Annotated in this window: 17 protein-coding genes; 9 read left to right on the forward strand and 8 right to left on the reverse strand. The window is 64.7% G+C overall.

Annotated features, from left to right (window positions below; genetic code table 11):
* The first annotated feature begins 309 nt into the window (after window positions 1-309).
* Genes ACRYLT_RS16675 through ACRYLT_RS16685 form a run of 3 tightly spaced genes read left to right on the forward strand, consistent with a single transcriptional unit; the run spans window position 310 to window position 3,440 of the window.
* Window positions 310-1,059, forward strand: coding sequence for a hypothetical protein (locus ACRYLT_RS16675; protein WP_482665204.1), 750 nt, complete (start codon window positions 310-312; stop codon window positions 1,057-1,059).
* 12 nt (window positions 1,060-1,071) lie between these two features.
* On the forward strand, window positions 1,072-2,400 hold the full coding sequence (locus ACRYLT_RS16680) for a DUF2254 domain-containing protein (protein WP_482665205.1): 1,329 nt from the start codon (window positions 1,072-1,074) through the stop codon (window positions 2,398-2,400).
* Between the two features lie 5 nt (window positions 2,401-2,405).
* Window positions 2,406-3,440, forward strand: a complete 1,035-nt coding sequence (locus ACRYLT_RS16685; protein WP_482665206.1) for a sodium:calcium antiporter — start codon at window positions 2,406-2,408, stop codon at window positions 3,438-3,440.
* A gap of 78 nt (window positions 3,441-3,518) precedes the next feature.
* Here ACRYLT_RS16685 and ACRYLT_RS16690 read toward each other — a convergent pair whose 3' ends face one another.
* Both ACRYLT_RS16690 and ACRYLT_RS16695 read right to left on the reverse strand, forming a co-directional pair.
* Complete coding sequence (locus tag ACRYLT_RS16690; protein WP_482665207.1) at window positions 3,519-4,985, reverse strand: S41 family peptidase; 1,467 nt, start codon at window positions 4,983-4,985, stop codon at window positions 3,519-3,521.
* Between the two features lie 155 nt (window positions 4,986-5,140).
* Window positions 5,141-5,680 carry a TetR/AcrR family transcriptional regulator gene (locus tag ACRYLT_RS16695; RefSeq protein WP_482665208.1) on the reverse strand — a complete coding sequence of 180 codons (540 nt, stop codon included), beginning with the start codon at window positions 5,678-5,680 and terminating at the stop codon, window positions 5,141-5,143.
* Window positions 5,681-5,884: 204 nt separating this feature from the next.
* Here ACRYLT_RS16695 and ACRYLT_RS16700 point away from each other — a divergent pair, with 204 nt between their 5' ends.
* Genes ACRYLT_RS16700 through ACRYLT_RS16715 form a run of 4 tightly spaced genes read left to right on the forward strand, consistent with a single transcriptional unit; the run spans window position 5,885 to window position 12,161 of the window.
* Window positions 5,885-6,250: a hypothetical protein gene (locus ACRYLT_RS16700; protein ID WP_482665209.1), complete on the forward strand. Its 366-nt coding sequence runs from the start codon at window positions 5,885-5,887 to the stop codon at window positions 6,248-6,250.
* 9 nt (window positions 6,251-6,259) lie between these two features.
* Window positions 6,260-7,540, forward strand: a complete 1,281-nt coding sequence (locus tag ACRYLT_RS16705) for an efflux RND transporter periplasmic adaptor subunit (RefSeq protein ID WP_482665210.1) — start codon at window positions 6,260-6,262, stop codon at window positions 7,538-7,540.
* Between the two features lie 14 nt (window positions 7,541-7,554).
* The gene (locus ACRYLT_RS16710) at window positions 7,555-10,722 is read left to right on the forward strand and encodes an efflux RND transporter permease subunit (protein WP_482665211.1); all 3,168 of its coding nucleotides are present in this window, start codon (window positions 7,555-7,557) and stop codon (window positions 10,720-10,722) included.
* A gap of 11 nt (window positions 10,723-10,733) precedes the next feature.
* The gene (locus tag ACRYLT_RS16715) at window positions 10,734-12,161 is read left to right on the forward strand and encodes an efflux transporter outer membrane subunit (RefSeq protein ID WP_482665212.1); all 1,428 of its coding nucleotides are present in this window, start codon (window positions 10,734-10,736) and stop codon (window positions 12,159-12,161) included.
* Between the two features lie 328 nt (window positions 12,162-12,489).
* Here the strand turns inward: ACRYLT_RS16715 and ACRYLT_RS16720 are convergent, their stop codons facing one another.
* A complete protein-coding gene (locus ACRYLT_RS16720) occupies window positions 12,490-13,398 on the reverse strand; it encodes an oxygenase MpaB family protein (protein ID WP_482665213.1) in 909 nt (302 codons plus the stop codon).
* A gap of 227 nt (window positions 13,399-13,625) precedes the next feature.
* On the opposite strand from ACRYLT_RS16720, the gene ACRYLT_RS16725 reads away from it, so the two are divergent.
* Entirely contained in the window at window positions 13,626-13,955 is a 330-nt protein-coding gene (locus ACRYLT_RS16725; protein WP_482665214.1) for a GNAT family N-acetyltransferase, read from the forward strand.
* Window positions 13,956-14,101: 146 nt separating this feature from the next.
* On the opposite strand, the gene ACRYLT_RS16730 is transcribed toward ACRYLT_RS16725, so the two are convergent.
* The 5 genes from ACRYLT_RS16730 to yczR all read right to left on the reverse strand — a co-directional run bounded on the left by ACRYLT_RS16730 (window position 14,102) and on the right by yczR (window position 23,927).
* A complete protein-coding gene (locus ACRYLT_RS16730) occupies window positions 14,102-14,503 on the reverse strand; it encodes a hypothetical protein (protein WP_482665215.1) in 402 nt (133 codons plus the stop codon).
* 323 nt (window positions 14,504-14,826) lie between these two features.
* The gene (locus ACRYLT_RS16735; protein ID WP_482665216.1) at window positions 14,827-18,999 is read right to left on the reverse strand and encodes a Calx-beta domain-containing protein; all 4,173 of its coding nucleotides are present in this window, start codon (window positions 18,997-18,999) and stop codon (window positions 14,827-14,829) included.
* A gap of 343 nt (window positions 19,000-19,342) precedes the next feature.
* On the reverse strand, window positions 19,343-21,802 hold the full coding sequence (locus tag ACRYLT_RS16740; protein WP_482665217.1) for a sensor domain-containing protein: 2,460 nt from the start codon (window positions 21,800-21,802) through the stop codon (window positions 19,343-19,345).
* Window positions 21,803-22,079: 277 nt separating this feature from the next.
* Window positions 22,080-22,373 (reverse strand): hypothetical protein, encoded by a 294-nt coding sequence (locus ACRYLT_RS16745; protein ID WP_482665218.1) that lies wholly within the window; start codon window positions 22,371-22,373, stop codon window positions 22,080-22,082.
* A gap of 123 nt (window positions 22,374-22,496) precedes the next feature.
* Window positions 22,497-23,927 carry a MocR-like transcription factor YczR gene (gene yczR, locus ACRYLT_RS16750; RefSeq protein ID WP_482665219.1) on the reverse strand — a complete coding sequence of 477 codons (1,431 nt, stop codon included), beginning with the start codon at window positions 23,925-23,927 and terminating at the stop codon, window positions 22,497-22,499.
* A 75-nt stretch (window positions 23,928-24,002) separates the two neighbouring features.
* On the opposite strand from yczR, the gene yczE reads away from it, so the two are divergent.
* Window positions 24,003-24,686 carry a membrane protein YczE gene (gene yczE / locus ACRYLT_RS16755; protein WP_482665220.1) on the forward strand — a complete coding sequence of 228 codons (684 nt, stop codon included), beginning with the start codon at window positions 24,003-24,005 and terminating at the stop codon, window positions 24,684-24,686.
* The last annotated feature ends 18 nt before the right edge of the window (window positions 24,687-24,704 follow it).

The raw sequence follows: 24,704 nt of genomic DNA on the forward strand, positions 1-24,704 counted from the left end.
GACTCGATCGCCGGCGATGGTTGATCGTCACCCAAGATGCGATCGGTTGAAACAAGTCGGCTCAAGCTCCGAAGTTCCGCGGGACCCGCGTCCTGCGAATCCTCCGGCGACCGATGCTCTTCCAGGACTAGCCGAGTCGGAACTGGGGCAGTCCCCGACCATTGGAGCCATGGAGATCGGCATGTGGAAGCGCAGCAACCGCCGAAGTGCGCTGGCTGGCCATCGAGGGAATGGCGTCTTCGGCAACCCATCGAAGGGGATCGGAATGGCTGCACTCGGTGAAACGGCGGCCGCAGGCCTGTTGGCCAGATGAGAGAGGCCGGAACATGGCTCGCCTTTGCCGCGGCCCTGCTCTTTGCAGCGGTTCATATCTTCGGGCCGCGGCTTCGATTCCTTGCCGTCACCCCCCGAAGCGTCTGGCTATCGCTCGCTGGGGGAGTGTCAGTCGCCTATGTGTTCGTCCACCTGTTACCCGAGCTCGCCCACCATCAGGAGACACTGCTTCGCGTTGCGGCGGAACGGGGCTTTCTCTCGCAGCTGGAGGCGCATTCCTATCTGATCGCGCTAGCAGGTCTAGCTTCATTCTATGGGCTGCATCGGCTCGCCCGCAGTTCGGGGAAGAGGTCGAACGGCGCTGCGGTTCAGAACGCGGTGCCGATGAACGTCTTCTGGACCCATCTGGGTGCCTTCGCCGCGTACAACCTCCTCATTGGCTACTTGCTCATCCACCGGGAGGAAACTGGGGTGGGTGGATTGATCGCCTATGCCGTCGCCATGGCTCTGCATTTCCTCGTCAACGATCAGGGGCTTCGGGAGCAACATGGCAAGGCCTATGACCGCCTCGGCCGCTGGCCACTGGCGGTCGCGCCGATTGCCGGCTGCCTGCTCGGGGCGGTGACGACGGTTTCCCCAGCCTTGCTTTCGGCCCTTTTCGCCTTCCTCGCCGGCGGCATCATTTTGAATGTGCTGAAGGAGGAACTCCCCGAGGAGCGGGAAAGTCGGTTCTCGGCTTTTGCGGCCGGCACCGGCACCTATTCGGCGCTCCTTCTGATTCGTTGAGGTTAGCGGTTCATGAAAGGCACCGTTCGAGCGAATTGGCTGGAGATCAAGGCCAGCTACTGGTTCATTCCCAGCGTTCTGACCTCGGCCGCCGTTGCACTGGCGTTGATCACGATCGGGGTCGACCGAAGCTGGGGGTCCGAATGGTTGACCGATTTTTCCTGGTTTGACGGTCCCCGTCCGGAAGGCGCACGCGCTCAGCTGACGGTGATTGCCAGTGCGATGATCGCCATCGCTTCTACCGTTTTCGCCATAACGATCGCGGCCGTCGCTTATGCCTCAGGCAATTACGGACCGAGACTGCTGAACAACTTCATGAACGATCGCGGCAATCAGGTCTCGCTCGGCGTCTTCGTTTCGACCTTTGTCTACAACCTGCTCGTCCTCGGGATGGTTCGCAATGCCGAGGGCGAAAGAGGCCCCGGAGCTCCATTGTCCGACGCTGATGGCGCCTTCGTCCCGCAGCTGTCGATGCTTGTCTCTGCGGTCTCGGTTATGGTGGCGGTGGCCGTTCTCGTCTATTTTCTTCATCACATTCCCGCGAGTATTCGGATCAACACCGTCCTTGGCGGGATCGGCCGACGCCTGATCGCGGACATCGAGAAGCGCTTCCCGGCCAAGGGTGGCGCAGAGGAGCCAGTCGCTCCGCTTTCGGGTCAGGAAATCTCGGCCAACCGCGTCGGCTATGTCGAGATCATCGACTTCAAACGGCTGGAGTCGCTGGCCGAACAAAGGAGAGTCAGCGTTTCGTTGGCGGTTCGAACCGGCGACTTCATCTATCCACATCTAGCAGTCGTGCGAGTTGCGAAAGGCGATGTCGACGAGGAGCTGTGCCGGGAGATCCTCGATTGCTTCTCCCTCGGAAACTCCCGAACTCCGACTCAGGATCTCGAATTCCTCATCGACGAATTGGTGGAGATCGGACTTCGGGCTCTGTCCCCCGGCGTGAATGATCCGTTCACCGCCATTACCAGCTTCCACTGGCTCGCCGCCGCGCTCGCCAAGCTCGCGGATCGCGATCTCTGGGAAGGGCCGGAGCAGGGGAACTATGATCGCCGTCACGTTCTCCCTGTCCCTGACGACTTCGGCCATTATCTTCGACGTAGTTTTGGTGCCCTGCGACTGGCGGCGGCGACAAACCCGATTGCAGCGACGGTCTTCCTGGAATGCTTAGCGAATGTCGCCCTCGGTGCGACCTCACAGGAGCGTCGGACTGCTCTTCACCAGGAAGCGCGCCGCCTCGGCGAACAGACCGAGATCGAGCTAAGCGGTCCCGCACGCGATGAGGTTCGCGCGCGCCTGGCCGAGGTTGAAAGCAGGTTTGCCGAGCTTGCCCGCTGAACGTCATGTCCGCCGCCCTTGCATCCCTACCGCTGTCGCTGCTGATCGGAGTATTCGCAGCTGCGGCCGTGCTCGTCTGGTCGGCGGGATCCCGGCTTGCAGGACTCGTCGACGCGCTCGCCCGAAAGACCGGCATCGGTCAGGCCTTCGCAGGCATGCTTCTGCTGGGCGGGATCACCTCCTTGCCCGAGGTGGCGGCAGTCAGCACTTCGGCGGCCGTTGGGAACGGACCGCTCGCGGTCAACAATCTTCTTGGAACCGCATCCATCAACATCCTCCTGCTGGCGCTGGCCGATATCGTCTACGGCCGAGAGGCGCTGACCGGCACCGCAGCCCGGGCAACGGTGCTCATGCAGGGCGTGCTATCGATGTTGCTTGCGAGTGCCGTCAGTGTCGTTGCCGCGGCGGGGGACATTGCCCTGTTCGGAGCCGGCGCCGGCGCGACCGGCATTGCCGTGGCCGCAGTCGCCGCGATCTGGATCTCATCCCGCTACGAAAATCGCCATGTGTGGGAAGTGGTCGGCGTCGAACAGGACCATGCACACGACGAAGATGGAGACCCGCGGCCGCTCCGGCGGCTCGTGCTGCTGACCGGGCTGTGCGCCGGATTCATCCTGATTGGCGGCGCCACCCTTGCGCTGTGCGCGGATCGGATCGTGGCCGCCACGGGCCTTTCCGCCGGAATTGTCGGATTCCTCCTTATCGGCGCGGCCACTTCCCTTCCTGAGATCAGCTCGATCACGGCGGCCGTTCGGCTCCGACGCTATCAGATGGCCATCGGGGACGTGTTCGGCACGAACATCTTCAATATCATGCTGATTTTCCTCGCCGACCTCGTCTACTTGGGCGACCCGCTATTGGCCATGACGGGACGCTTCGAACTGGTCGGGGCGGGGCTGGCGGTGCTCCTTACAGGCATCTTCCTGGTGGGCCTGCTCGAGCGGCGGGACCGGACAGTCCTGCGCATGGGCTTCGACACGATCGCCGCCGTGGCCACTTTCGCGATTGGAGTCATCCTGCTCGCCAAAGTCGGCGACTGAAAGGATCGGTGAAAAGGGAGCGCACCGACGCGGATTGCGACTGTTGGGGGCGCCGCGGCGGCAAAGCGACAGGCGGTGCTAGGGCCGGTCCTGCGCCAGCGAGCGCGCCCGCTCGACGGCCTCGGGGAGAACTGCTTCGAGAAGACGTGCCCGAAATGCCCGGCCGTCGTTCGCGCGCCAGTTTATGGGGACATCGGGGAGTACCCCGCGGACCTCGTTCGATCCGTCAGCGCGCAAGCGCGCGCAATCCGGAAGCCGCAGGGTCGCGCCGCTTCGATCCAGCCTCGTCGGAGTTCCGCCCCAGCTGTACCCGCAGCCCGACCCGCCAGTTCGTGCCCCAACGATCAGCGCGGCCCTGTTGTCTTGCAGAAGAGCGGCGAACTGCTCGGCCGCCGACCAGGTCTCCTGGTCGGTGAGAACAATCACCGGTCCATCCCACACGCCGTCGCGATAATGATGCTGGGCCGGATTGAAGACGTGAACGGCCCATTCCCGTCCTTCCAATGCGCCCGCCGGAAGCTGGCCGACCAGTCCCGTCGCATATCCGGCCTGGACCAGCCAGGGGCAGGCCGAGTCCCGGGGCGGGCAGCGTCGTTCCGCTTCGGCCCTGATCGTGTCGGCTTCGGCCGCCCAGCCGAGAAGTCGTTCCCGATCGGGCGCGGAAGCGGCGCTCGCGAAGCCGCGAAGCCGATCCGCGGTCTGGCCCCAGATGCGGGCCCAATGCTCGCCGCGTACCACCGCCAGGCGGGCCGACTGAAGGGTGCGCCGGCTCATCATCCTGGCGGCAACCTCCGACCACTCGGATCCGCCGCCATTGCCGGTGATGTCGACCACCAGCACCTCGGCCCCGGCCGAGCGCAGCGTCTCGAGCCTGTCGATCATCGCCTGGCCAAGCGCTCGGTAGGCGTGAGTGATGATCCGGTTCTGGCATTCGTCGTCGCACGGCTGATCCACGGGAATGTTCAGGGCTGCGACAGCGGCTGGACATAGCGAGGGGCTGCCTTGCGGCATGAAAATCCCGATCCGGAGAAAGCCCAGCCGGGTTCCGCCGAGCGTTGCAGTGCCGGCCGGCAGCAGGTCGCCTTCGGCGATGGGCGTGTAGCCGCGGATTGCAGGGACGATCCCTGGCGAGGCCGGCGACGCATAGCCGATCGACCGGCAGAGCCGCTCTGGACTCGGAGGAGATGCCTGTGAACCTGTTGCGGCGGCCGCACTGCTCGCCCCCTGAGGTCGAGGCCAGCTCAAGCTGACATGACCGTCGCCGATCCGCTGCATCAGCCGGTCGAGCAGCACACGCGCCTCGGTATCGCTTCGGGCACTGCGCAATGCGCTCTCGGCGCGATCGAAGAGCGTATCGAGGTCGACTTCGCGCTCGGTGACGAGCCATTCCAGATTGGCATATTTGGTTTCGAGCGCGCTCCGGATCTGGGCAAGGTCCTCCAGCCAGAGTTCAGGCGACCATCCCGAGGACTGCGCCGCCGCGGGAGCACTCAACAAGGCGAGGCCCGCCGCAATCAGCGCCATCCACCGCATCCGAACGGGCATGTGTTCTCTCCCCCTGGCGGCTCAACAACCCCGCGCCTCAGCCGCAACCCGCAAGATCCGGAGCGCGTAAATCGTCGCTTCCGTAAGGGCGGGCGGACTCAATTGAACGCTATGCTCGGTCGCGAACATTCGCAACGGTCGATCGAAGACGACCTTTAGGGAGCGGGCTTGAGATGCGCCTCGATCAGTCGGTCCGCGGAGCGGACGAGCGCACTGGCCGGTCCTTGAGAGCCAAATACGTGATGGGTGGAATAGGCGCCTTCGACCAACAGCAGCAGCCCGTCGGCAAGCGCCTCGGGATCGTCGACCGCAAGGCGCCGAGCCAGTTGCAGCATGCGTTCGCGCACATCCGCCTTGCAGGAGTGGACGACTTCCCGGCCGGGATGTCCGTCCTCCGGAAATTCGACCGCCGTGTTGGACATCGGACACCCACGAAAGCCCGGAAGGCTCATCTGCTCGGCATAATGGGCGATGATCGCGCGTAGCTGGGCCAGCGGATCTTCGCCGACCGCCTCGAGCCGGTTCTCGAGCGCTGCCTTACCCTCGTCGGCGTAACTTTCCAGGCAAGCCGCGACGAGTTCATCTTTTGATTCGAAGGCGCGGTAAAGGCTCGGCTTCGTCACTCCGGCCTGACAGACGATCTCGTCCACGCCAACCGCCCGAACTCCGCGCTGGTAGAAGAGCTGGCGGGCCACCTCGAAGATCCGCCCCGCCGCGTTCTTCCGCGGCGCTCCGCAGGAATCCCGGCATCGGGACAGGCTTTCTCGGCTCCTCGAACTCAAAATCTTTTCCATTCACCCTTGACGAAATGTAACTGAACGGTACGTATCACGCCAAGGACGTACCGGTCAGTAACATTCTAACTGGCCTCCTAATGACCGATTTCAAGGAGGAAATCAATGGCATACCGCACTTTCGGAGGAGCCGACGCGTTTGAAGCGGCCCGCACCGAGTCGGACGGGGACATGGTTGCGGCACAATTCACGCCGCTCGAAGTGAGCGTCATCCGGCTCGCCGAGGCTGACCCGGTCGCCAGCCTTGGCCCGCCGACACGCTTCACCCGATTCTTCGAGCGGTGGTTCGGAATCGCCCCCCCGGCCCCGCTCGCCGATCCGCGCCTGGAGGCGCTTCGCCGCTTCGCCCTGCTCGCCCGGCTGACGAACGGACGCGTACCCGCGGAGGAGGCAAGCCGATTCATCGCCTCCGGTTTCACCAATCTCCAGGCGCGTGCGCTCCAGCGCCGAGCCGCTCTCTCGGCCCGCTGAGGAAACGTCATGTTCCACATCTTTCCCAAGGACCAGAAGCCCGTTCCCCTGGACGGCGAGGCGGCGGCCACTGCCGTGATGAACGGTCGTCGCTTCGCCGTTCGTCGCGCTATCCTTGTCCTCGGCTTCGTAGCAGTCGCAATCGCCGCCGGCATGCGTTTCCTCGGCGGCGGCGAAGCTCAAGCGGACGCGCCTCCGCCACCGACGGTGACCGTTGCGGCACCCCTCGTCAGGAACATCGCCGAATGGGACGACTTTACCGGGCGCTTCGAAGCCAGCCAGTCGGTGGAAATTCGCCCGCGTGTTTCGGGACAGCTGGTCGGCATTCACTTTCGCGACGGGGAAATCGTTCGGCGCGGCCAGTTGCTCTTCACCATCGACCAGCGCCCGTTTCTTGCCGCTCTGGCTGAGGCGCGGGCCCGGCTTGCCTCAGCGCAGTCCGCGCTGGCGCTGGCCCGCACGGATTATGCCCGGGCGTCGCGACTGATCGCCGACGAGGCGGTGCCGCAGGAGGAGGTGGACACGCTTCAGGCCGCGGTTCGATCGAGGACTGCCGAGGTCGCTGCGGCGCAGGCGATGGTTCAGCAGCGAGCGCTCGAGCTCGAGTTCACCCGCGTCCGAGCACCCTTAAGCGGCCGAGTTTCGGACCGGCGCATCGACATCGGCAATCTCGTTGCCGCCAACCAGTCGCTGCTGACGACGGTGCTCGCGCTCGATCCGATCCATTTCAGCTTCGACGCTTCCGAAGCGCTGGCGCTGCGCGCTCAGCGTCAGCGGCGGGAGGGTGACGCCCAACCGACTCACGCCGAAATCCGGCTCCAGGACGAAACGGGTTATAGCTGGCGCGGTCGCGTGGACTTCACCGACAACAGCATCGACCCAGGCTCAGGCACATTGCGTGGCCGCGCCGTCGTCGCCAATCCCGACCATTTCCTGAAGCCGGGAATGTTCGGCAGCATGCGCCTGGGCTCCGGTACTCCGCGGCCGGCGCTGCTGATCCCCGACGCCGCCGTCCAGACCGACCAGGCCCGAAAGATCGTCCTCGTCGTCGAGGCCAACGGAACGGTCGCGGTTCGACCCGTCGAAATCGGTCCGCGGCTGGGCACTCTTCGCGCGATTAGATCCGGACTTCGCCCGAACGACCGGGTGGTTGTCGAAGGCGTCCAGTTCGCCCGCCCCGGAAGCCAGGTGGGCGTTCGCTTGACCCGGATCTCCGCTGATGCCCCGGCGCAGCCCGCTTCCGCTTCCTATTCCGCACCGCCGTCCTCCCAGGCCACCCTGGCGAACTGAGACAAGGAACGCCCATGCGCTTCAGCCATCTCTTCATCCGCCGGCCGATCTTTGCCGGGGTGATCGCGATCGTGATCACCCTGGTGGGGGCCTTCTCCTATTTCGGACTGGCAATCGCGCAATATCCGGATGTCGTTCCGCCGACGGTCACGGTCAGTGCCAGCTATCCCGGCGCCTCCGCCGAAACCGTCGCCGACACGGTCGCCGCGCCTCTCGAGCAGGAGATCAACGGCGTCGACAACATGCTCTACATGTCGAGCCAGTCCACGGGTAACGGTCAGCTGACCATTACCGTCACCTTCCGTCTCGGCACCGATCTCGACACGGCCCAGGTGCTCGTCCAGAATCGGGTCGCCCTCGCCGAACCGCGCCTGCCCGAGGAAGTACGACGCACCGGAGTGGTCGTCCGCAAGGCCCTGCCCTCCTGGCTGCTGGCGGTGAACGTCCTCTCGCCGGACGGCTCGCTCGACCGCGGCTATGTCTCGAACTACGCGCTGACCCAGCTCAAGGACCGGTTGTCCCGGGTGGAAGGCGTCGGCGAGGTCCAGGTATTCGGCGCGCGCGATTATGCGATGCGGGTCTGGATCGATCCGGAGCGGGCTTCCGCTCACACCCTCACCGCCGGCGACATCGTCTCGGCCCTTCGGTCACAGAACGTCCAGGTGGCCGCCGGAACGGTCGGACAGCCACCGTCGAACAGCGGAGCGGCCTGGCAGCTGAACGTCGAGACCCAAGGGCGGTTCGACACTCCGCAGGAGTTCGCCAACGTCATCGTCAGAACCGACGAACAGGGCCGGACGACACGGCTCTCCGACGTCGCACGAGTCGAGCTGGGCGCAGAAGACTATGGGATGAACGCCTATCTTTCGAACCGGGAATCCCTGATCTTCGGCATCGTTCAGCGCCCGGGCACCAACGCGCTTGCGGCCGCCGAAGGGGTGATAAGCGAACTTGAGGCAGCCTCGGCCGATTTTCCGCCAGGGCTTGAATATCGGATCGTCTGGAATCCGACCGAGTTCATCAGCGAATCCATCGAGGCCGTCCAGAAGACCTTCATCGAGGCCTTGCTTCTGGTGGTGCTCGTCATCCTGATCTTTCTTCAAAGCTGGCGAGCGGCGATCATCCCGCTGGTAGCCATTCCCGTATCGCTCGTCGGCGCGTTCGCCGTGCTGGCGGCGCTGGGCTATTCGCTCAATACCCTGTCGCTCTTCGGACTGCTCCTGTCGATCGGGATCGTCGTCGACGATGCGATCGTCGTGGTGGAGAATGTGGAGCGCAATCTCGAGCAGGGACTCTCGCCGCGCGAAGCGGCCCATCGCTCCATGGATGAGGTATCGGTCGCTCTGGTGTCGATCGTGCTGGTGCTCTGCGCCGTCTTCATTCCGACGGTCTTTCTCACCGGCATCACCGGCGAATTCTATCGGCAGTTTGCGGTGACGATCTCGGCTGCGACCTTGATTTCGCTGCTCGTGTCCCTCAGCCTGTCGCCGGCGCTTGCGGCGCTGCTGCTCAAGCCTCGCGCCGAAGGCGTGCCGGAGCGCGGCTGGAAGCGCTATCTCGCGATTGGCGGCCAACGCTTCAACAGCGGGTTCGATCGCCTGAGCCGCTGGTATGGCGACTTTACGCGCCTGACGCTGCGCAATGCGGGAAAGACCCTTGCAACCTATGGTGCACTGATTGCCGCCACGGTCGCGCTGTTCTGGGCGACCCCGGCCGGCTTCATCCCTGCTCAGGACCAGAGCTATGCGGTGGCGGCCTTCCAGCTCCCGCCCGGCTCCTCGATCGAGCGGACCGACGAAGTGATGCGGCGAGTCACTGAGCGGTTGCTCCAGGTACCGGGAATTGAGGATGCGGTGAGCTTTGCCGGCTTCGACGGTGCCACCTTCACCGCCGCTCCCAATGCCGCCGCCAGCTTCGTCACGTTCAGGCCCTATGCCGAGCGTGCCGCCACCGGGCGCAGCGAGGCGGCAATCATGGCCGACATGCGGGCCGCCGTGGCCGATGTCGACGAAGCGATGGTGTTCGTTCTTCCGCCACCGATCATCCAGGGTATCGGCACCGGCGGCGGCTATCGGATGATGATCCAGGACCGCAACGGCCAAGGCCCTCGGGCGCTGGAACAGGCTGCCGCAGGTCTCATCGCCGCTGCCCAACAGGAGCGAGGACTCACTCAGGTATTCACGCTCTTCAACACCGCGACTCCGCGAATCTATGCTGACGTGGATCGAGTGAAGGCAGACATGCTCGGCGTACCGCCAACCCGGATCTTCGAGGCGCTCCAGGTCTACCTGGGCTCCGCCTATGTGAATGATTTCAACCTGCTCGGCCGTACCTTCAGGGTGACCGCACAGGCCGAAGCGACCCACCGCGACGACCTTTCGGACATCGGCCGGCTCGAGACCCGGTCCAATTCAGGCCAGATGGTGCCGATCGGCGCCGTCGCCACCTTCCAGGACCGGACCGGGCCTTTCCGGGTGGTGCGCTACAATCTCTATCCGGCCGTCGAAGTGGACGGCGAAACCAGCCCAGGCTTCTCCACCGGCCAGTCGCTGGCCACGATGGAGCGACTGGCGCAGGATCTGCCTCCGGGTTTCACCTATGAATGGACCGACATCGCCTTCCAGCAGAAGGCGGCCGGCAACATCGCTATCCTGGTCTTCGCTGCCGCCGTGATCTTCGTCTTCCTGGTGCTGGCGGCACAGTTCGAAAGCCTGATGCTGCCGCTGTCGGTGATCCTGATCGTGCCGATGACCCTGCTCGCGGCCATGGTCGGTGTGAACTTGAGAGGGATGGACAACAATATCCTTACCCAGATCGGACTCATCGTCCTGATCGGTCTCGCGGCGAAGAACGCGATCCTGATCGTGGAATTTGCCAAGCAGGCCGAAGAACGCGGCCTTACGGCCATCGAGGCGGCGGTCGAAGCCGCGCAACGGCGGCTTCGGCCGATCCTGATGACCAGCCTCGCCTTCATCCTGGGCGTGATGCCCTTGGTGTTCGCCACCGGCGCGGGATCGGAACTGCGCCAGGCGCTCGGCACCGCCGTTTTCTTCGGAATGATCGGAGTCACCTTCTTCGGACTGGTGTTCACGCCGACCTTCTACGTCGCCTGTCGGGCGCTGGGAGAGCGGCTGGCGTGGCGCACCAGGCGCGGCGGACCGACTCTCCAGCCTGCGGAATGAGGAAACAAGAAATGAAGTTGCGCCTCCTTCATGTGGCTGCCCTGCTGACCGCCCTCGCCGGCTGTACGGTCGGACCCGACCACCGCCCGCCGACGCCGCCATCTGCCGCTGCCGGCCCATTCCTCGGCGCCGATCATCCCGCCTTCGTAATGGAAGAGCCTGAACAAGGCTGGTGGCGGCTGTACCAGGACCCGGTCCTCGACGGGCTGATCGAGGATGCGTTCGTCCACAACAGCGATGTTCGGGTGGCGACAGCCAATCTCGCCCGCGCCCGAGCGCTGTTGCGGGAAGCTCGCGCCGGGCGAACCCCGCAAACCTCCATCGAATCTGGGGCTGCCTACGGCCGCACTCCGGAGGAGCAAGCGCGTCCCGGGGCTGACCGCGAGGACTGGAGCTTCGATGCGGGGCTCGGAGTCGCCTACGAACTCGACCTGTTCGGGCGGGTCAGCCGTTCGGTCGAGGCGAGCCGCGCCGATGCCGGCGCGGCGGCGGCGGTACGCGACGCGGTCCGAGTTGCCGTCGCAGCCGAAACGGCGCGCGCCTATGCCGACTCGGCCGCCGCGGCGGCGCGCCTCGATGTTGCCGAACACAGCCTCGCTTTGATCGAGCGCAGCCTCCACCTCACCACCAGACGCTTCGAAGCCGGCCGTGCCTCGCGTCTCGATGTCGCCCGCGTCACGTCCCTGCGCGAGCAGCAGCGAGCTGCACTGCCTCCGCTTCGGGCCGAGCGCGACGGGGCCCTTTTCCGCCTCGCCGCGCTCACCGGCCGCGCACCCGCCGACCTGCCCCCATCGGCGGGTGCGCGCCGGACTGTCCTTCAACTCGATCGAGAGATTCCCGTCGGGGACGGCCGGGCGCTGCTGGCGCGGCGCCCGGACGTTCGGGAGGCCGAACGCCGGCTGGCTGCGGAGACGGCGCGGATTGGTGTTGCCACGGCCGACCTGTATCCGCGGATCACGCTCGGCGGATCGGTCGGATCGGCATCGTCGTCGCTGGGCAATCTTTTCACCGGCGGCGCGCTCGGGTTTCTGGTCGGGCCGCTCATCGACTGGTCCTTCCCGAACCAGGAGGCCATTCGCGCGCGCATCCAGGCGGCAGAAGCGTCGGCAGAGGCCGCACTTGCCCGGTTCGACGGGGTCGTGCTGGTGGCGCTGCAGGAGACCGAGACGGCCTTGTCCGCCTATCGGCACGAGCTTGAGCGGCGCTCGGCTCTCAACGCGGCTCGGGACGCGGCCCGTGCCGCCGCCGAGCTTGAACGGGTTCGGCTGCGCGAGGGTCGCGCCGACTCGCTATCCTTGCTAGACGCCGAGCGCACCCTGGCCGAAGCCGAAGCCGCCCTGGCGGAATCCGATTCGAGGCTCGTTGCTGCTCAGGTCGACCTCTTCCGAGCCCTTGGCGGCGGCTGGCAGGATGGCGAATCCCAGCTCGCCAGCCGATGAAGCCCAGGTTTCGAGACGAAGGAGTTGGCGAGTCGCCGAGCCTTTGGCTTCGATCGGGAACGGCGAAGAGCGGATTTGAGGATCATCCTTGGGGAGGTGCGGCGGCCTCCCCGATCACATCTCAACGATCGCTGTTGGCCAGTGCGTCGACGTCGACGTCGCCCTTCAGATCGACGTCGGATTACCCTTGTCGTTGATCCCGAGGTCCATGTCGGGAAGGTCCACGTCGACGATCCGCGCCCCGACTGACCCGGGCGGTCGCAAGGCTCTAAATGCTCTCGTGAAAACGGATAGGCTGATGAGCCACCGGGCTTGTGATTGGACTCGATCAGCCAGATCGCCGGGCTTGCCGGATCGGACTGTAGAGAGAATTGGGCGACCGGCCCAGCCGGACGCAAGCCTGTGCAGGAGGAGCGGCACTGATCGGCAGCCGGTCGGCAATCCATGCCATGCCGCTCACCGCGAACGCCTGCAGGCGGCCGAGCCCCTTCCCCTCCAGCCGAAGCCGCTTTCGCAGCTCGGGGGGAACGAGTTCGACAGCCGCCGCGACGAGCAGTCGCTGAACCGGCCGGAGTCCGGGAACGATCGGCGCCTTCTTCATCAGATCGAGAAACTCGAAGATGACATCCGAAGTCTCGAGCACCGCCGTGAATTCACGAAGCATGGCCTGCCATTCGCCCAGTGAGCGGGGGGCGTGATGAGCACCGTAGAGTCGAGCAGCAGGCTGCGCCTCCGCAAAGGCCCGGCTCTTCTCCGCCTCGGACAGAGTGCTCGCATAACGGAAATAAGCTTCGATGAAACCGAAAGACGCGGTGGCCTGTACCCAGTCGAGCAGCCGAGGGTCGTCGGCCCGATAAGCAACCCCGTCCGCTCTGACTCCCCGGATCTTGCCATGCAGCCTGGAAACTCGCGCGATCATCTCCTGAGCGACACTTCTGGGACCATAGACCGTCATCATCGCCGCGGCACCCGTTCGCCGTAGCCGCATGACGGGATCGGTGCGGAACGAGCTATGATCCCATACGCCGGAGCGAACCGAGGGCTCAGCCAGTTCGAGGATGACGGCGGTCACGCCGCCGATGAAAAGAGTGACGGGATTCTTGAAAATCCGCCAGGACAGCGAGTCCGGCGGAACCAGAGCCTCCTCGCCTGGAGGTTGCGTGAACTCATATTCCAGCCCCCGGGGCGGTTCCATCAGACGTGCAATCGGATCCAGCAGCCGGTCGAGAGCGGGCATGGGCAATCTCCGTCTCTCCCCCCTCCGCCACTCCAGATGGTGCCGGGTAGGCCAGCTTCAAACGGGGTTGGCATGCCGACCTTCTCCCCATGGGGCACGATCGAACGCGAAGCCCTTCCTCGACCGAGGCTGCCACCCGGTTCGAGGCACGATCATCAAACGCTCCCGAATAGCCCCCCTTCCGCTTTTTCTACGCCTCCGGCGGCGGGCTCGTGTAGACGGACAGAATGGATCAAGTATCTCCCTCCCAGGCCGGATGGACCGTCGTGGACAATCCTGAACGGCACCGCTTCGAAGTCGATCTTGGCGGCGTGCTTGCCGTCGCTGAATATACCCTGCCGAACGGCCTCATCATGTTCACTCACACCGAGGTGCCTCCGGAACATGAAGGCAAAGGAGTGGGAACGGCGCTGATCCGGGCGGGTCTTGCAGCCGCGCGCGAGCGCGGCCTGCGGGTGATACCGATCTGCCCCTTCTTCGCCGCCTACATCAAACAGCATTCCGAGGAACATGACCTGCTGGATCCCACCTGGCGGCGGCAGCTTGGGATCCAGTGACTTCAGCGAGCCGGCAGTCCGCCACCACTTCGCGCGATGCCGGGCAGCGTCGACTTCATGGCGCCCGCATGCTGCCGGACGCCGCATTCACTGACCGCTTCTGCCGCGACGAACCGACAGGCAACGAGAGCCTCCAGGGCGCCTGATCAACTCACCAAGGTTATTGGCGGAATGATCAGGTGAGGACCCGCGACCTGGACATGTCCAGGGTCCATTTCCTTGAAAAACCGCTGCGTTCCTTCGACAACCTCCTGGAGGGTCAGGGCGGCATAGACGGTGAAAGGCGGCGCTTCGGGCCGGGCTGCCCGAACCGCGGCTTCGAGTGCGTCATCTAGTGCCAGTGCGGCTTCACGTCGGCGAAGCTCGAGCGATCCAAGCCGCCCATTCATCGCTGCCCTGTCGCGCTCGCAATGGCCCTGAAAGGCCTCAGTGGCCGAAAAGCCGCTCGCCGCCAGCGCCTGGCGAGCAGCGATCAGGCCCCGACGCAGCCCCTCCTCGCCCGCACCGTCCACAAAGAGATTCAGTTCACCATCGTTGATGGTGGCCATCTGTGCCTCCCGCCTGAATGCCGTTCATGTTCTCTATCTGTTCTCAGGAGAGAGGTCCAGAGCAGAGTGGTGAGGCATAGGTCATGGACGAATGCGCGCTCCGGCCGGACGTCCTGAGCGACTGATACAGGTGGTCCGTGAGTTCGCCGATCACGCTGAGTAGAGCCAGCGGCCAGATGCGGTGCCGCGGGCATTGGCGCCACTATGCCGGCAAACGCGGCCGCACGTGAGCTCGCCCGAATGGGTCAGGGGCGAATCTCGGCAAGGCAAGGGCGAGCCACAATCGTGCCGGCACAGAGCACGTCACGGCCCGCCCGGTCGCCTCAGACGATGTGGGCCTGGTGCCCCAGGAATTCGGGGAATCCGGACAGCATGGGCGCGGAACCGCTGCCGGTCTCGAAATCCACATCCTCGAACGCCGACACGCCAAGCAGGATGAGCGATCCGCCGCCCTTGGAAAGATCGAGCTTCAGATCGAGCACGCCGTCGCCGTTCACGTCGTCAACGCGATGGCTTCGAACACCGATACCGGGCTCCAGCCGGATGACGTCGAGGCCGACCTCGAAGTCGAGGATGGTGTCGGTGCCGCCGCTCTTGCCTTGAACGAAGAGATCGCGGCCGGCGCCGCCGATCAGAAGGTCGTCGCCGCGTCCGCCGACGAGTACATCGTTCCCGGCGCCGCCGTCGAGCCTGTCGGCGCCATTGTCACCGAACAGCCAGTCGTGTCCGTCGAGGCCAAGGAGGACGTCGTCGCCATTCCCGCCGAAAAGGTTGTCCTCGCCCGCGCTTCCGGCGAGGATGTCGCGGCCATTTCCGCCCGACAGGATTTCGCCATCGTCGATCCCGGTCACGATCACCTCGACGGTCGCGGAATCGGTCCCGCCCTTGCCGTCCGAGACGGTATAGGTGAAGCGATCGACCGCGGTCTCGCCCGGCGCGAGCGCATCGAAGGAGTCATGGTCGGCGACGTACCGCAGGGTCTTGAGCTCCGGATCGAATACCAGCGAACCATAGGTACCGGTCCCGTCCACCGACTGGATCACCAGCGAGTCGCGCGCGTTGCCGTCGCTGTCGTTCGACAGCAGCAGGTCCCACAGATTGCCGCTTGCGGCGTCCTCGTCGACGGCGATGACGTCTGCCGTCGCCACCGGCGGAACGTTCGGCTGCGGGATGTGGAAGGTGGCGATCAGCGGGTCATGGTCGCTTGCCCGCGGTGCGCCGAAGACCTGCTCTGCATTGAGATGGACCGCGTCGAACCTGGCGCCGGCAAGCAGGCCGCCGGTGACGACGATATTGTCCAGGCCCTGGAGGTTGCCTTCGTAGAGATAGCTGTAGCGTTCCTCCTCCGGCAGCAGCTCGTAGAGATTGGTATAGACGCCATCCCTGTGGAGCTCCGCCATCGTCTCCTCGAAGTAGAAGGCGTTGAAGTCGCCGGCGACGGCAAGCTTCAGCGCCGGATCTGCAGCGAGCCGGTCATTGACATAGGCAGCCACAGCGTCCGCCATCGCCTCGCGCCGATCATCGCCGCGCGGTTCGGCCGGCTGGTCGGCACCGAACAACGGGTCGCTGCCGCCGCGGCTGTAGAAATGAACATTCACCAGCGTCACCTCCTCGCCGTTGAACGAGAAGGTGCCGACGAGCGGCCTGCGGCTGTTCTGGAACGCCGGGTCGTCGATCAGGCTGAGGCCCCCCTCGACCAGCGAGACCCGGTCAGGATTGTAGAAGAAGCCGTTGCGGATGTTGCCCCCGGCCGCTCCGCCGGTGGAGCCTTCCGAGTCAGGAGCAATCTCGACATAGACATAGTTCGGTCCCCCCGCTGCGGCGATTGCGTCGATCAGCAGCTGGGCGGTATATTGGGCCGACAGGGGATCGGTGCCGCCAAGACCGTTCCCGTCCTGCATCTCCTGAACCGCGATGATGTCGGGGGCCGACAGGGCATAGACGATATCGTTGGCGAGCAGTTCGAACGTCTGTGCTGATGTCGACGGGCTGAGATTGCCCACATTGTAGGTCGCGACCGAAAGATTGTCGGCGTCCCCGTCGATCGTCGTGGTCTCGCGGTCGAGGCTCACGTCCTGGGTCGTCGTAACGGCCTCCGTGACCAGCACTTCGTAGCTGTTGAAGCTGTAGGAGACGACGCCGGTCACATCCGAGAGTCGGTCGCCCTGCGTGTGACTGGGCGAATAGCCGGCGAAGAGGCCCGAATCGGCGTCGATCTGGATCTTCTCGGGATTGAAGTCGCCCTCGGAAACAGTGATGCCGCCGCGCGAATTGACTCCGGTCGCGCCGACGCCGCCGCTGGCCACCACCCAGGTTTCGCCGAAACTGTTGGTGTGACCGACGACCAGCGGCGCCTCGATCGTGACCCGCATGCCCTCGAGCGACTCGTAGAAGTCGATCCCGTCGTTCGCCGGATCGTAGACGAGCCCGTCATCATCGATGATCGCGTTGGGCGGCAGTAGGCCGCCTGCACCGATTCGCACCGCCTCCGGAAGCGAATTCCCGGACGAGAGAATTGTGAAGGTGGCGTCGGCAATCTGAGTCACGCTCAGATTCGTCGGATCGCCGCCCGGCACGAATTCCTCGACCCTTCCGGTCAGATCGAGTGAGTCCCCCACGGCGACGGCCGGAGCCCCGCGCGTATAAACGAAGATCGCGTCGGACGTGGCGGCGTCGCCATCCCCATTCGGATCCTGCAGGTAGAAGCCATTGCTGTCTACTGCAGTGACGATTCCGGATGTGCGCACGACCTGCCCGGCGACTTCGGACACGTGCGCGGCGCTCTGGATCTGGTAGATCGCCAGGTCGACCGGATCATCGTTGACGATCGTGCCGATCGCTGATCCGGATTCGATCAGGACCGCGCCTTGAGGATTGGAAAGGATCACCGAAAGCGTCTCGTTGCTTTCACCGGCAAGATCGCCGGAGACCTGAACGACAATCTGCTGTTCGCTCTCGCCAGGCGCGAACGTGACGGAGCCGGTCAAGACCTGGCCGGCGACCAGGTCGCCCGGATCGGCGGTGCCGTCCAGTAGCACTTCATAGTCGACGGAGCCGGAGCCGTTCAGGCCGCCCGAACGGCGCACGACGAACACGAGCTCGGCGCTACCGGAATCACCCTCCACGACTTGCGAGTTGCGCACCGACACCAGTCCCGGGGCGTCCGCGCCGATGAAGTCCTGACTTCCGTTGGCGGAGCCAAAGCTCGAGTCGCCACTGACCCAGGCGAAGTCGCCATAAGATCCGCCGCTTCCGACCAGGTGGAGCGACTTGCCGGGCGCCTCGCCACCGGACTGGGACACACCGATGTCGGTGCTGGTCATCCCCGCGGCGGGCCCATCCACCGCCGTCATTTCACCCTCGTAGGAGAGGAACTGAACGACCGCGCCGCTCGGATCGATCAAAGCCAAGCCGTCCGGAGCGCCATTCTGGATGCCGGGAAAATCGAAGGCGAGCGTTCCGTAGCCGTCGTCCTGGTCGGGAATGATCCCCGTCAGCGCGATTTCGCCATAGGTCCTGCCGCCATTGCCGTTGTAGAAGACGAGGGTCCAGCCGGCGAGACTGGTACCCGCGGCCCCGGCGATCTCCACCGCTTCGCCAACGTCCGCGCCACCATTGTCATAATGAAGCTCGTTGATGAAAACCGGCCCTGCCGGGGGCGCCGCATCGTCGTTGCGGATCGTGCCGGTCGCCTCGGCATCGAGAAGCACAACGCCCGCGCTCGGTTCCGACAGGGTGACGAGGACCGTCTCGTCTCCCTCGAACTGCGTGTCGCCGGCAACTTTGATCACGATCTGGGCCTCGGCCTGTCCGTCGGCGAAGACAACCGATCCGGTCAGCGGCTGCGCCTCCAGATCGGCGAGGTCGGCGGTTCCGGGAGCGACCGCCCACGTGGCGGATGCGGAGCCCGTGAGCGATCCGCTGCGAGTGACGGTGAAGACCAGTTCGGCAGCCCCGGAATTGCCTTCCACCACCTCGGCATCGGCAATCGACAGGCCTGGGGCCGCACCAATGAAGCTCTGGCCCTGGTTGGTGGCGCCGGGCGTGTCGTCGCCGATCAGCGCCCAGGTGAAATCGCCGCGGCTGGTGCCGGTGCCGACCAGTCCGACCGAAGTGCCTTCCGCATTTCCGGGCTCGAAGACGCCGATATTGACGCTCGTCCTGCCTGCGGCTGGACCGTCGGCGGCGACGAAGACGCCCTCGTAGCTCAGGAACTCGACGACATTGCCGTTCGGATCGATCAGCGCGATTCCGTCCGGCGAGCCATTCTGGATGCCGTTCACGGGGTAAGCGATGGAAACCGTGCCAAAGCCATTCTGCTGGTTCGGTACCGTGCCGTTCAGAGTCACCGTCGAATAAGCGAGGCCGTTCGACCCGTTGTAGAGCACGATCTTCCAGCCGGTGAGGTCGGTTCCGGCGGCGCCTGCAATCTCGACGAATTCGCCGCTGTCGGTGCTTGCATCGTCATAGTGGAACTCGTTGATCCAGATAGCCATCGACCCGATTCCTTCCTCAATTGCCGCAGCGAGGCGGGCGGGCATGAAGGAGGCCCGTGCCAGACTGCCGACGCGTTGCTTCAGACCGACTGGATCGGCCCAGCTGATCACTGGCCACCTTGTGGCCGTCATCGACCCAGCTACCGGGTTCCGGGGAAGATTCCATGACAAGCCGGGGACAGGAACATTCCACCGGCTCGGCTCGCCGCAAATCGCCGGAAGCCGCTCTGGAATTTCTCAGAGCTTCAGCGCTCGATCCCGCGACCTTGCCTCCAGCCGAAGCTCAGTCTGGCAACACCTGCTCGTGGTTCGCTCCCGGCAAGTCGTCCAGTGGGACCGATGGCTAAGCTCGGGTCATGCCGGTGACCAGATCGGGAACCAGCGAGGCTTCGACCGGCTTTCCGAACAGATAACCCTGGCCAGAATGGCAGCGGTGTTTCCTGAGGAAGCTCGCCTGATCGCGCGTTTCCACGCCCTCAGCGACAATCTTGATTCCGAGGCTCTGGCCGAGATTGATGACGGCCCTGACGATCGAAGCCTCATGATTGCCTTTCTCGAGGCGGCAGATGAAGGACTTGTCGATCTTGATGACACTCACCGGGAAGTGGTTCAGGTGCGAAAGGGAGGCGTAGCCGGTGCCGAAATCGTCCAGGGCAATCTGGACGCCCTCACTCGCAAGCAGTTTCAGCGCTTCCTGGACATGCTCTGCGCCCCGCCCCAGGAACACGGTCTCCGTCACTTCGAGCTGGAGCGCGGAGCCGGGCAGACCTGCGCGGTTCAGGCGCTCGAGCAGTTGCTCGGCGAAGGCGCCTCGACTGAATTCGGCCGCGGCTGCGTTGAGGGCGACCTGTCCGAAGGCGATGCCCTGATCGGTCCAGCGGCACATGTCCGCGAAAACGAGATCGATCATCCGATCGCTGATCTCTGCAGCCAGGGTCATGTCCTGAAACGCCGCAGCGATGGTGTCGGGCGTCTGGACACCCTTGGTGGGATGGTCCCAGCGCAGCAAGGCCTCGAAGCCGTCAAGGCGTCCGGTGCGCAGATCCACCTTCGGCTGGTAGAAGGGGCGGATCCGTCCCTGAATCAGCGCGTCCTTCGCGAGAGCCAGCATCGAGAGTCGGTTCTGAGCTTCGGCGCGCATCTTCGGCTCAAACACCCTCAATATGCCCTTGCCCGCAGCCTTCGCGACGTAGAGAGCAATGTCCGCGTGCTTCATCAGTTCGCCGCGCTCCGAGCCCTGGCTCGGATAGATGCTGGCACCGATGCTGGTCTTGATGTCGAGCAGCTTACCATCGATCTGACAGGGACGCCTGAGCGCGTTCAGGATCGAAGATGCGGCCGATTCCACCTCCGCCCGCTGGCCGATCCCTCGGAGGAGGACGGCGAATTCGTCGCCACCCAGCCGTGCGACCATGTCGTCGGCTCGGACCGTCTGTCTAAGCCGGTTCGAAAATTCCACGAGCAGCGAATCGCCGGCGTCGTGGCCGAGCACATCGTTCGTGCGCTTGAAGTCGTCGAGGTCCAGCATCAGGACGGTGCAGCCGACGCCGCTTTCGCGAGCGTCCATCAGGGCGCCGTCCAATGTGGATTGGAACAAGGCTCGGTTGGGTAGTTGCGTCAGCGGATCGTGATTCGCGGCCCAGCGCACCTGCTCTTCGGCCGTCTTCTGATGGGTGATGTCACGCGCAATGGACAGGAGTCCGTTCGAACTGCCGCCGGAACTGCTGATCGGGGTGACGATGACGTCCCACCACCGAACGCCATTGACGCTCCGTTGCCTCGCCATGAAGCGACCGGTGCGCCCTGACTGAGCCTCGCGGAGCGCCAGAAGCGCCGGTTCACGCGCCTGCGTCGGGAAGGCGTCAATCCAGAAACGGCCAATCCAGCTCCTGCCCTGGCGCAAGGCGGCCACCGCTGCGGGATTGAGGAAGCGGATGATGCCTTCCGGATCAAGGAGCGCGATCCAGTCCGGGCTGGCCTCGACCATGCTTCGGTTGATCGCCTCGCTGGCCTTCAAGGCTTCGCGGGCCATCACCTGGTCGTGAATGTCGGTGCATGTGCCGTACCAGCGGATAGGCACGCCGTCCCGGTCACGTTCAAGCTCGCCGCGGCTAAGCACCCAGCGATAGTCTCCGCTTGCATGCCTGAGCCGGTACTGAGCTTCGTATCTTTCGCCTGACGCGAACTTCTCGGACCAGGTCCGGCTTGCCCTGGTCCGATCGTCAGGATGCACCAGCGAAAGGCGATCGAGGTCGAGCGCGCCGTTCACCTCGCAGCCGGTAAACTCTACCCAGCGCGCATTGTAGAATTCCTCGGAGCCGTCGGCGGCCATGGTCCAGACCATCTGCGGGATGGTGTCGAGCGTCGTCTTCCAGCGCGCGAGCATGATTTTCTGAAGCTCGTCCGCCTCCCTGCGCCCGCTAATGTCGCGAATGATACCTTCCAGGTGCAAAGGGTGCCCCTGATCGTCATAAACCGCATGGCCGCGCTCGCTCACCCACCGCAGCTCTCCGCTCTTGGTGGTGATCCGATAGGTGACTTCGAAGCTCTGCCTTGACTCCAGGGCCTCGGACACGGCGGCTTCGACCGCAGCCTTGTCCTCAGCAAACATGATGTCGGCCCAGCCGCCCTGGTCCCGGATTTCGGCAGTCTCGTAGCCTGTCAGTTCTTCTATGGCACCGCTGGCGAAGGACATCCGCCACGGGGCGTGTAGTTCGGATCTGTAGAAGAGGCCTGACAGGCTGCGAAGGACGCTCCGGAATTCCCGGCGGCTCTCCGCCAAGGCCGCTCGCAATTCCGCCACCTCAGCCTGCAGATCGCACAAGCCCAGCAGTGGATAGTTGAGGTCGGATGGCTTGGTATGGAGCAATGCGATTCAGCCAAGGTGAGTCCAACCCCCGTCATATCTCGCGGGAAGTTAAGCAATTCTCCATCCGGGGAATCGCTCCGGCGCCTCAAATTCGCCGAGTTATGAAGGGGTCTGCTCTCCGACAGTTTGCCGATCTCGGAGCCGGAATGCCGCGATCGGCTGACCACCGGAGCAAGGGCACTCCAGCCTGCTTATCGAGGCCCGCCAAGGTTCAGAAGCAGCGAATCCCGATGATCCGCCGGTCATCTTCGTTGAAGAAGAAGTTGATCCGATCGGGCCGGAAGTCTTCGGTGATTGCGTCGGACTCGGATGCCTGGCGAACATTCGGGCCGTCCGCTGGCGCCCGATCGATGCTTTGACCCATCAGGTGGGCGTAGCGATCGGCCCCACATGTATCCGGCGGCCGCTGCAGGCCAAGCCGGGCAGAATCGACGGGGCTTGGCTGCCGCTCGACACAGGCTCCCAGAAGCAGCGAGGCGATTGCCGCGTATCCCAACCTGTTCATGGTCAAATCCCTTTTGGATGTCTCACTTCACCAGACGCCGAACGGACGCCAATTCCGTAATGGGCAGCGCCCGACGGTTCCCAAGCGCGGCCTCCCGGACTTGAGCAGCGGCCATCGCGCCCGTCAGATGACGTCGACAAACCCCGCCGACAGGGTGTCCCGGATCTGGGGCCCGCTCATCTGGCGCCAGACGGCGGCAATGCGCCTCACCCCTTCCTCCATTGTTTCCGGCGCAGCGGTGAACGGCAGACGGAGACGGCGCTCCAGACCGCCTTCGGGCCCGAATCTCGACCCGGGAGCCATCCGTACGCCCCGCCCTTCGGCCGCCGCCGCAAGCATGGTGCTTCTTTCCGCGGGAAGTTGCATCCAGAGCACGAGTCCTCCCGCTGGAAGGCGGCAGGTCCAGTCCGGGAGCCAGCGCTCGACATATTTGGCAAGCAGATCCCTTTTCACCCTGAGCTCGACGCGTCTTCCTTCCAGATCGGCGATCTCGCGACCGAGCAGGTGCGCCGCCGCGAGCTGCTCCAGCAACGGGCTGGACAGGTCGAAGGATGCCCGAACCCGGGCGATCGCCTCGATCGAACGCGGATCTCCCCGGATCCAGCCGATTCGCAGTCCGCCCCAATGCGACTTCGACATGGACCCGAGGGTCAGGACCGCCCCGTCTGCCGCATAGGATCCGAGCGGCGGTGGGGGAGGCACGTCCAGCCACAGATCGCGCATCGACTCGTCGACCACGAGCAAGGTTCGGGTTCGGCCGGCGGCCTCCACAATCTCGCGGCGGCCGTCCTCGTCCATTACCAGACCCGTCGGATTGTGATGGTCCGGCTGCACATAGGCCAATCGAGGCCCGACCTGGCGGAGCGCGGCAGCGAAACCTTCCCTGTCCCAGCCACCCTCGAACATGGGAATTGCCACGGCGCGGCAGGAGGCCCGCTGCAGTGCATCGATTGCCAAGGGATAAGTGGGGTTCTCGACGACGACGCGATCGCCCGGCACCGTCAGCCAGTGGAGAATCAGTGCCAACCCATGCTGGGCGCCTTGGGTCACCAGGATCTGGTCCGGAGAGGTGGGAAGCCCCTGTTGGCAGTAGCGTTGGGCGATGGCTTTCCGCAGCCCGTAGAGGCCGAGCATGTGATAGCCGCCTTGCGGCAGGTGCTCGGGCAGTGCGGCGAGTGCCGCTGAATAAGCGTGGTGGATGGAAGCGGCTGCCGAAACCACCGCTACCGAAAAATCGATCACGCCATCCCCATCGCCCAGATCGGCTTGCGGCCGGCCGCCCGGGAGGCTCGGCACACAAACGATACTGGGCGCGCCGTGGCGGCTCTCGATGAAGCCCTCGGCTCGAAGTTCGGCATAAGCGGCGCTGATCGTCGTCCGGCTCACCGCCAAAGCCGCCGCAAGATCGCGCTCGCCCGGCATCCGGCTACCGATGGCAAGGCGTCCATCAAGGATGAGGAGCCTGATCGCATCGTGGAGCTGACGCCAGGTCGGCACTCGAGCAGATTCGGACCGCCACAGGCCAAGCTGCCGCGCCAGCGATCTGGCTCCCATTCTGACCGTGCTCACCAGTCCAGTTGTAAGGGAGTGGCCATTTCAATCAAGGCCGCTGAAGCCGAAGAGAAGGGCATGAACTATCGCCTCGCTCAACTGGTCGCCGGTCTCATTCTCTACGGTTTCTCGATGGCCCTGATGGTCAGGGCAGGCCTCGGACTGAATCCCTGGGACGTCTTCCACCAGGGCGTGGCTCCCCAACTCGGACTCAGCCTCGGAATGGTGGTGAACCTTGTCGGCCTGGTCATACTCCTGCTCTGGATCCCACTTCGCCAGAAGCCCGGGATCGGCACCGTGCTCAACGTCCTGCTGATCGGAACCGCCGCGGATTTCAGCCTGCGGTTGATGCCCGAGGTAAGCGGCTTGCCATTCCAGAGCGCGATGCTGCTGACGGGGATCGCCCTGAACGGTCTCGCCTGCGGCGCCTATCTCGGCGCAGGGCTCGGTGCCGGCCCTCGGGACGGACTCATGACCGGGATCGTGGGCCGGACCGGCTGGTCCGTCCGGACCGTCCGCACGACGATCGAAGTGGGCGTCCTCGCCACCGGCTGGCTCCTCGGCGGCACTGTCGGCGTCGGCACCGTCCTTTATGCCGTAGCGATCGGGCCGATCGTCCATGTCACCTTGCCCTGGCTTACAATCGGCGCAAGCCGGAAGAAGTGCGTGAGGCGCATTCGCCTTATGACGTCCGAACGGGACTTGTGCGATTCAGCCGGTCCTGGCGAAGAGCGGCCGAGCCCGGAGGCGCGGCCAACCTGAGATCGTCTGCCGCTTCGC

This window comes from Sphingosinicella sp. SM1-17, assembly GCF_056821765.1.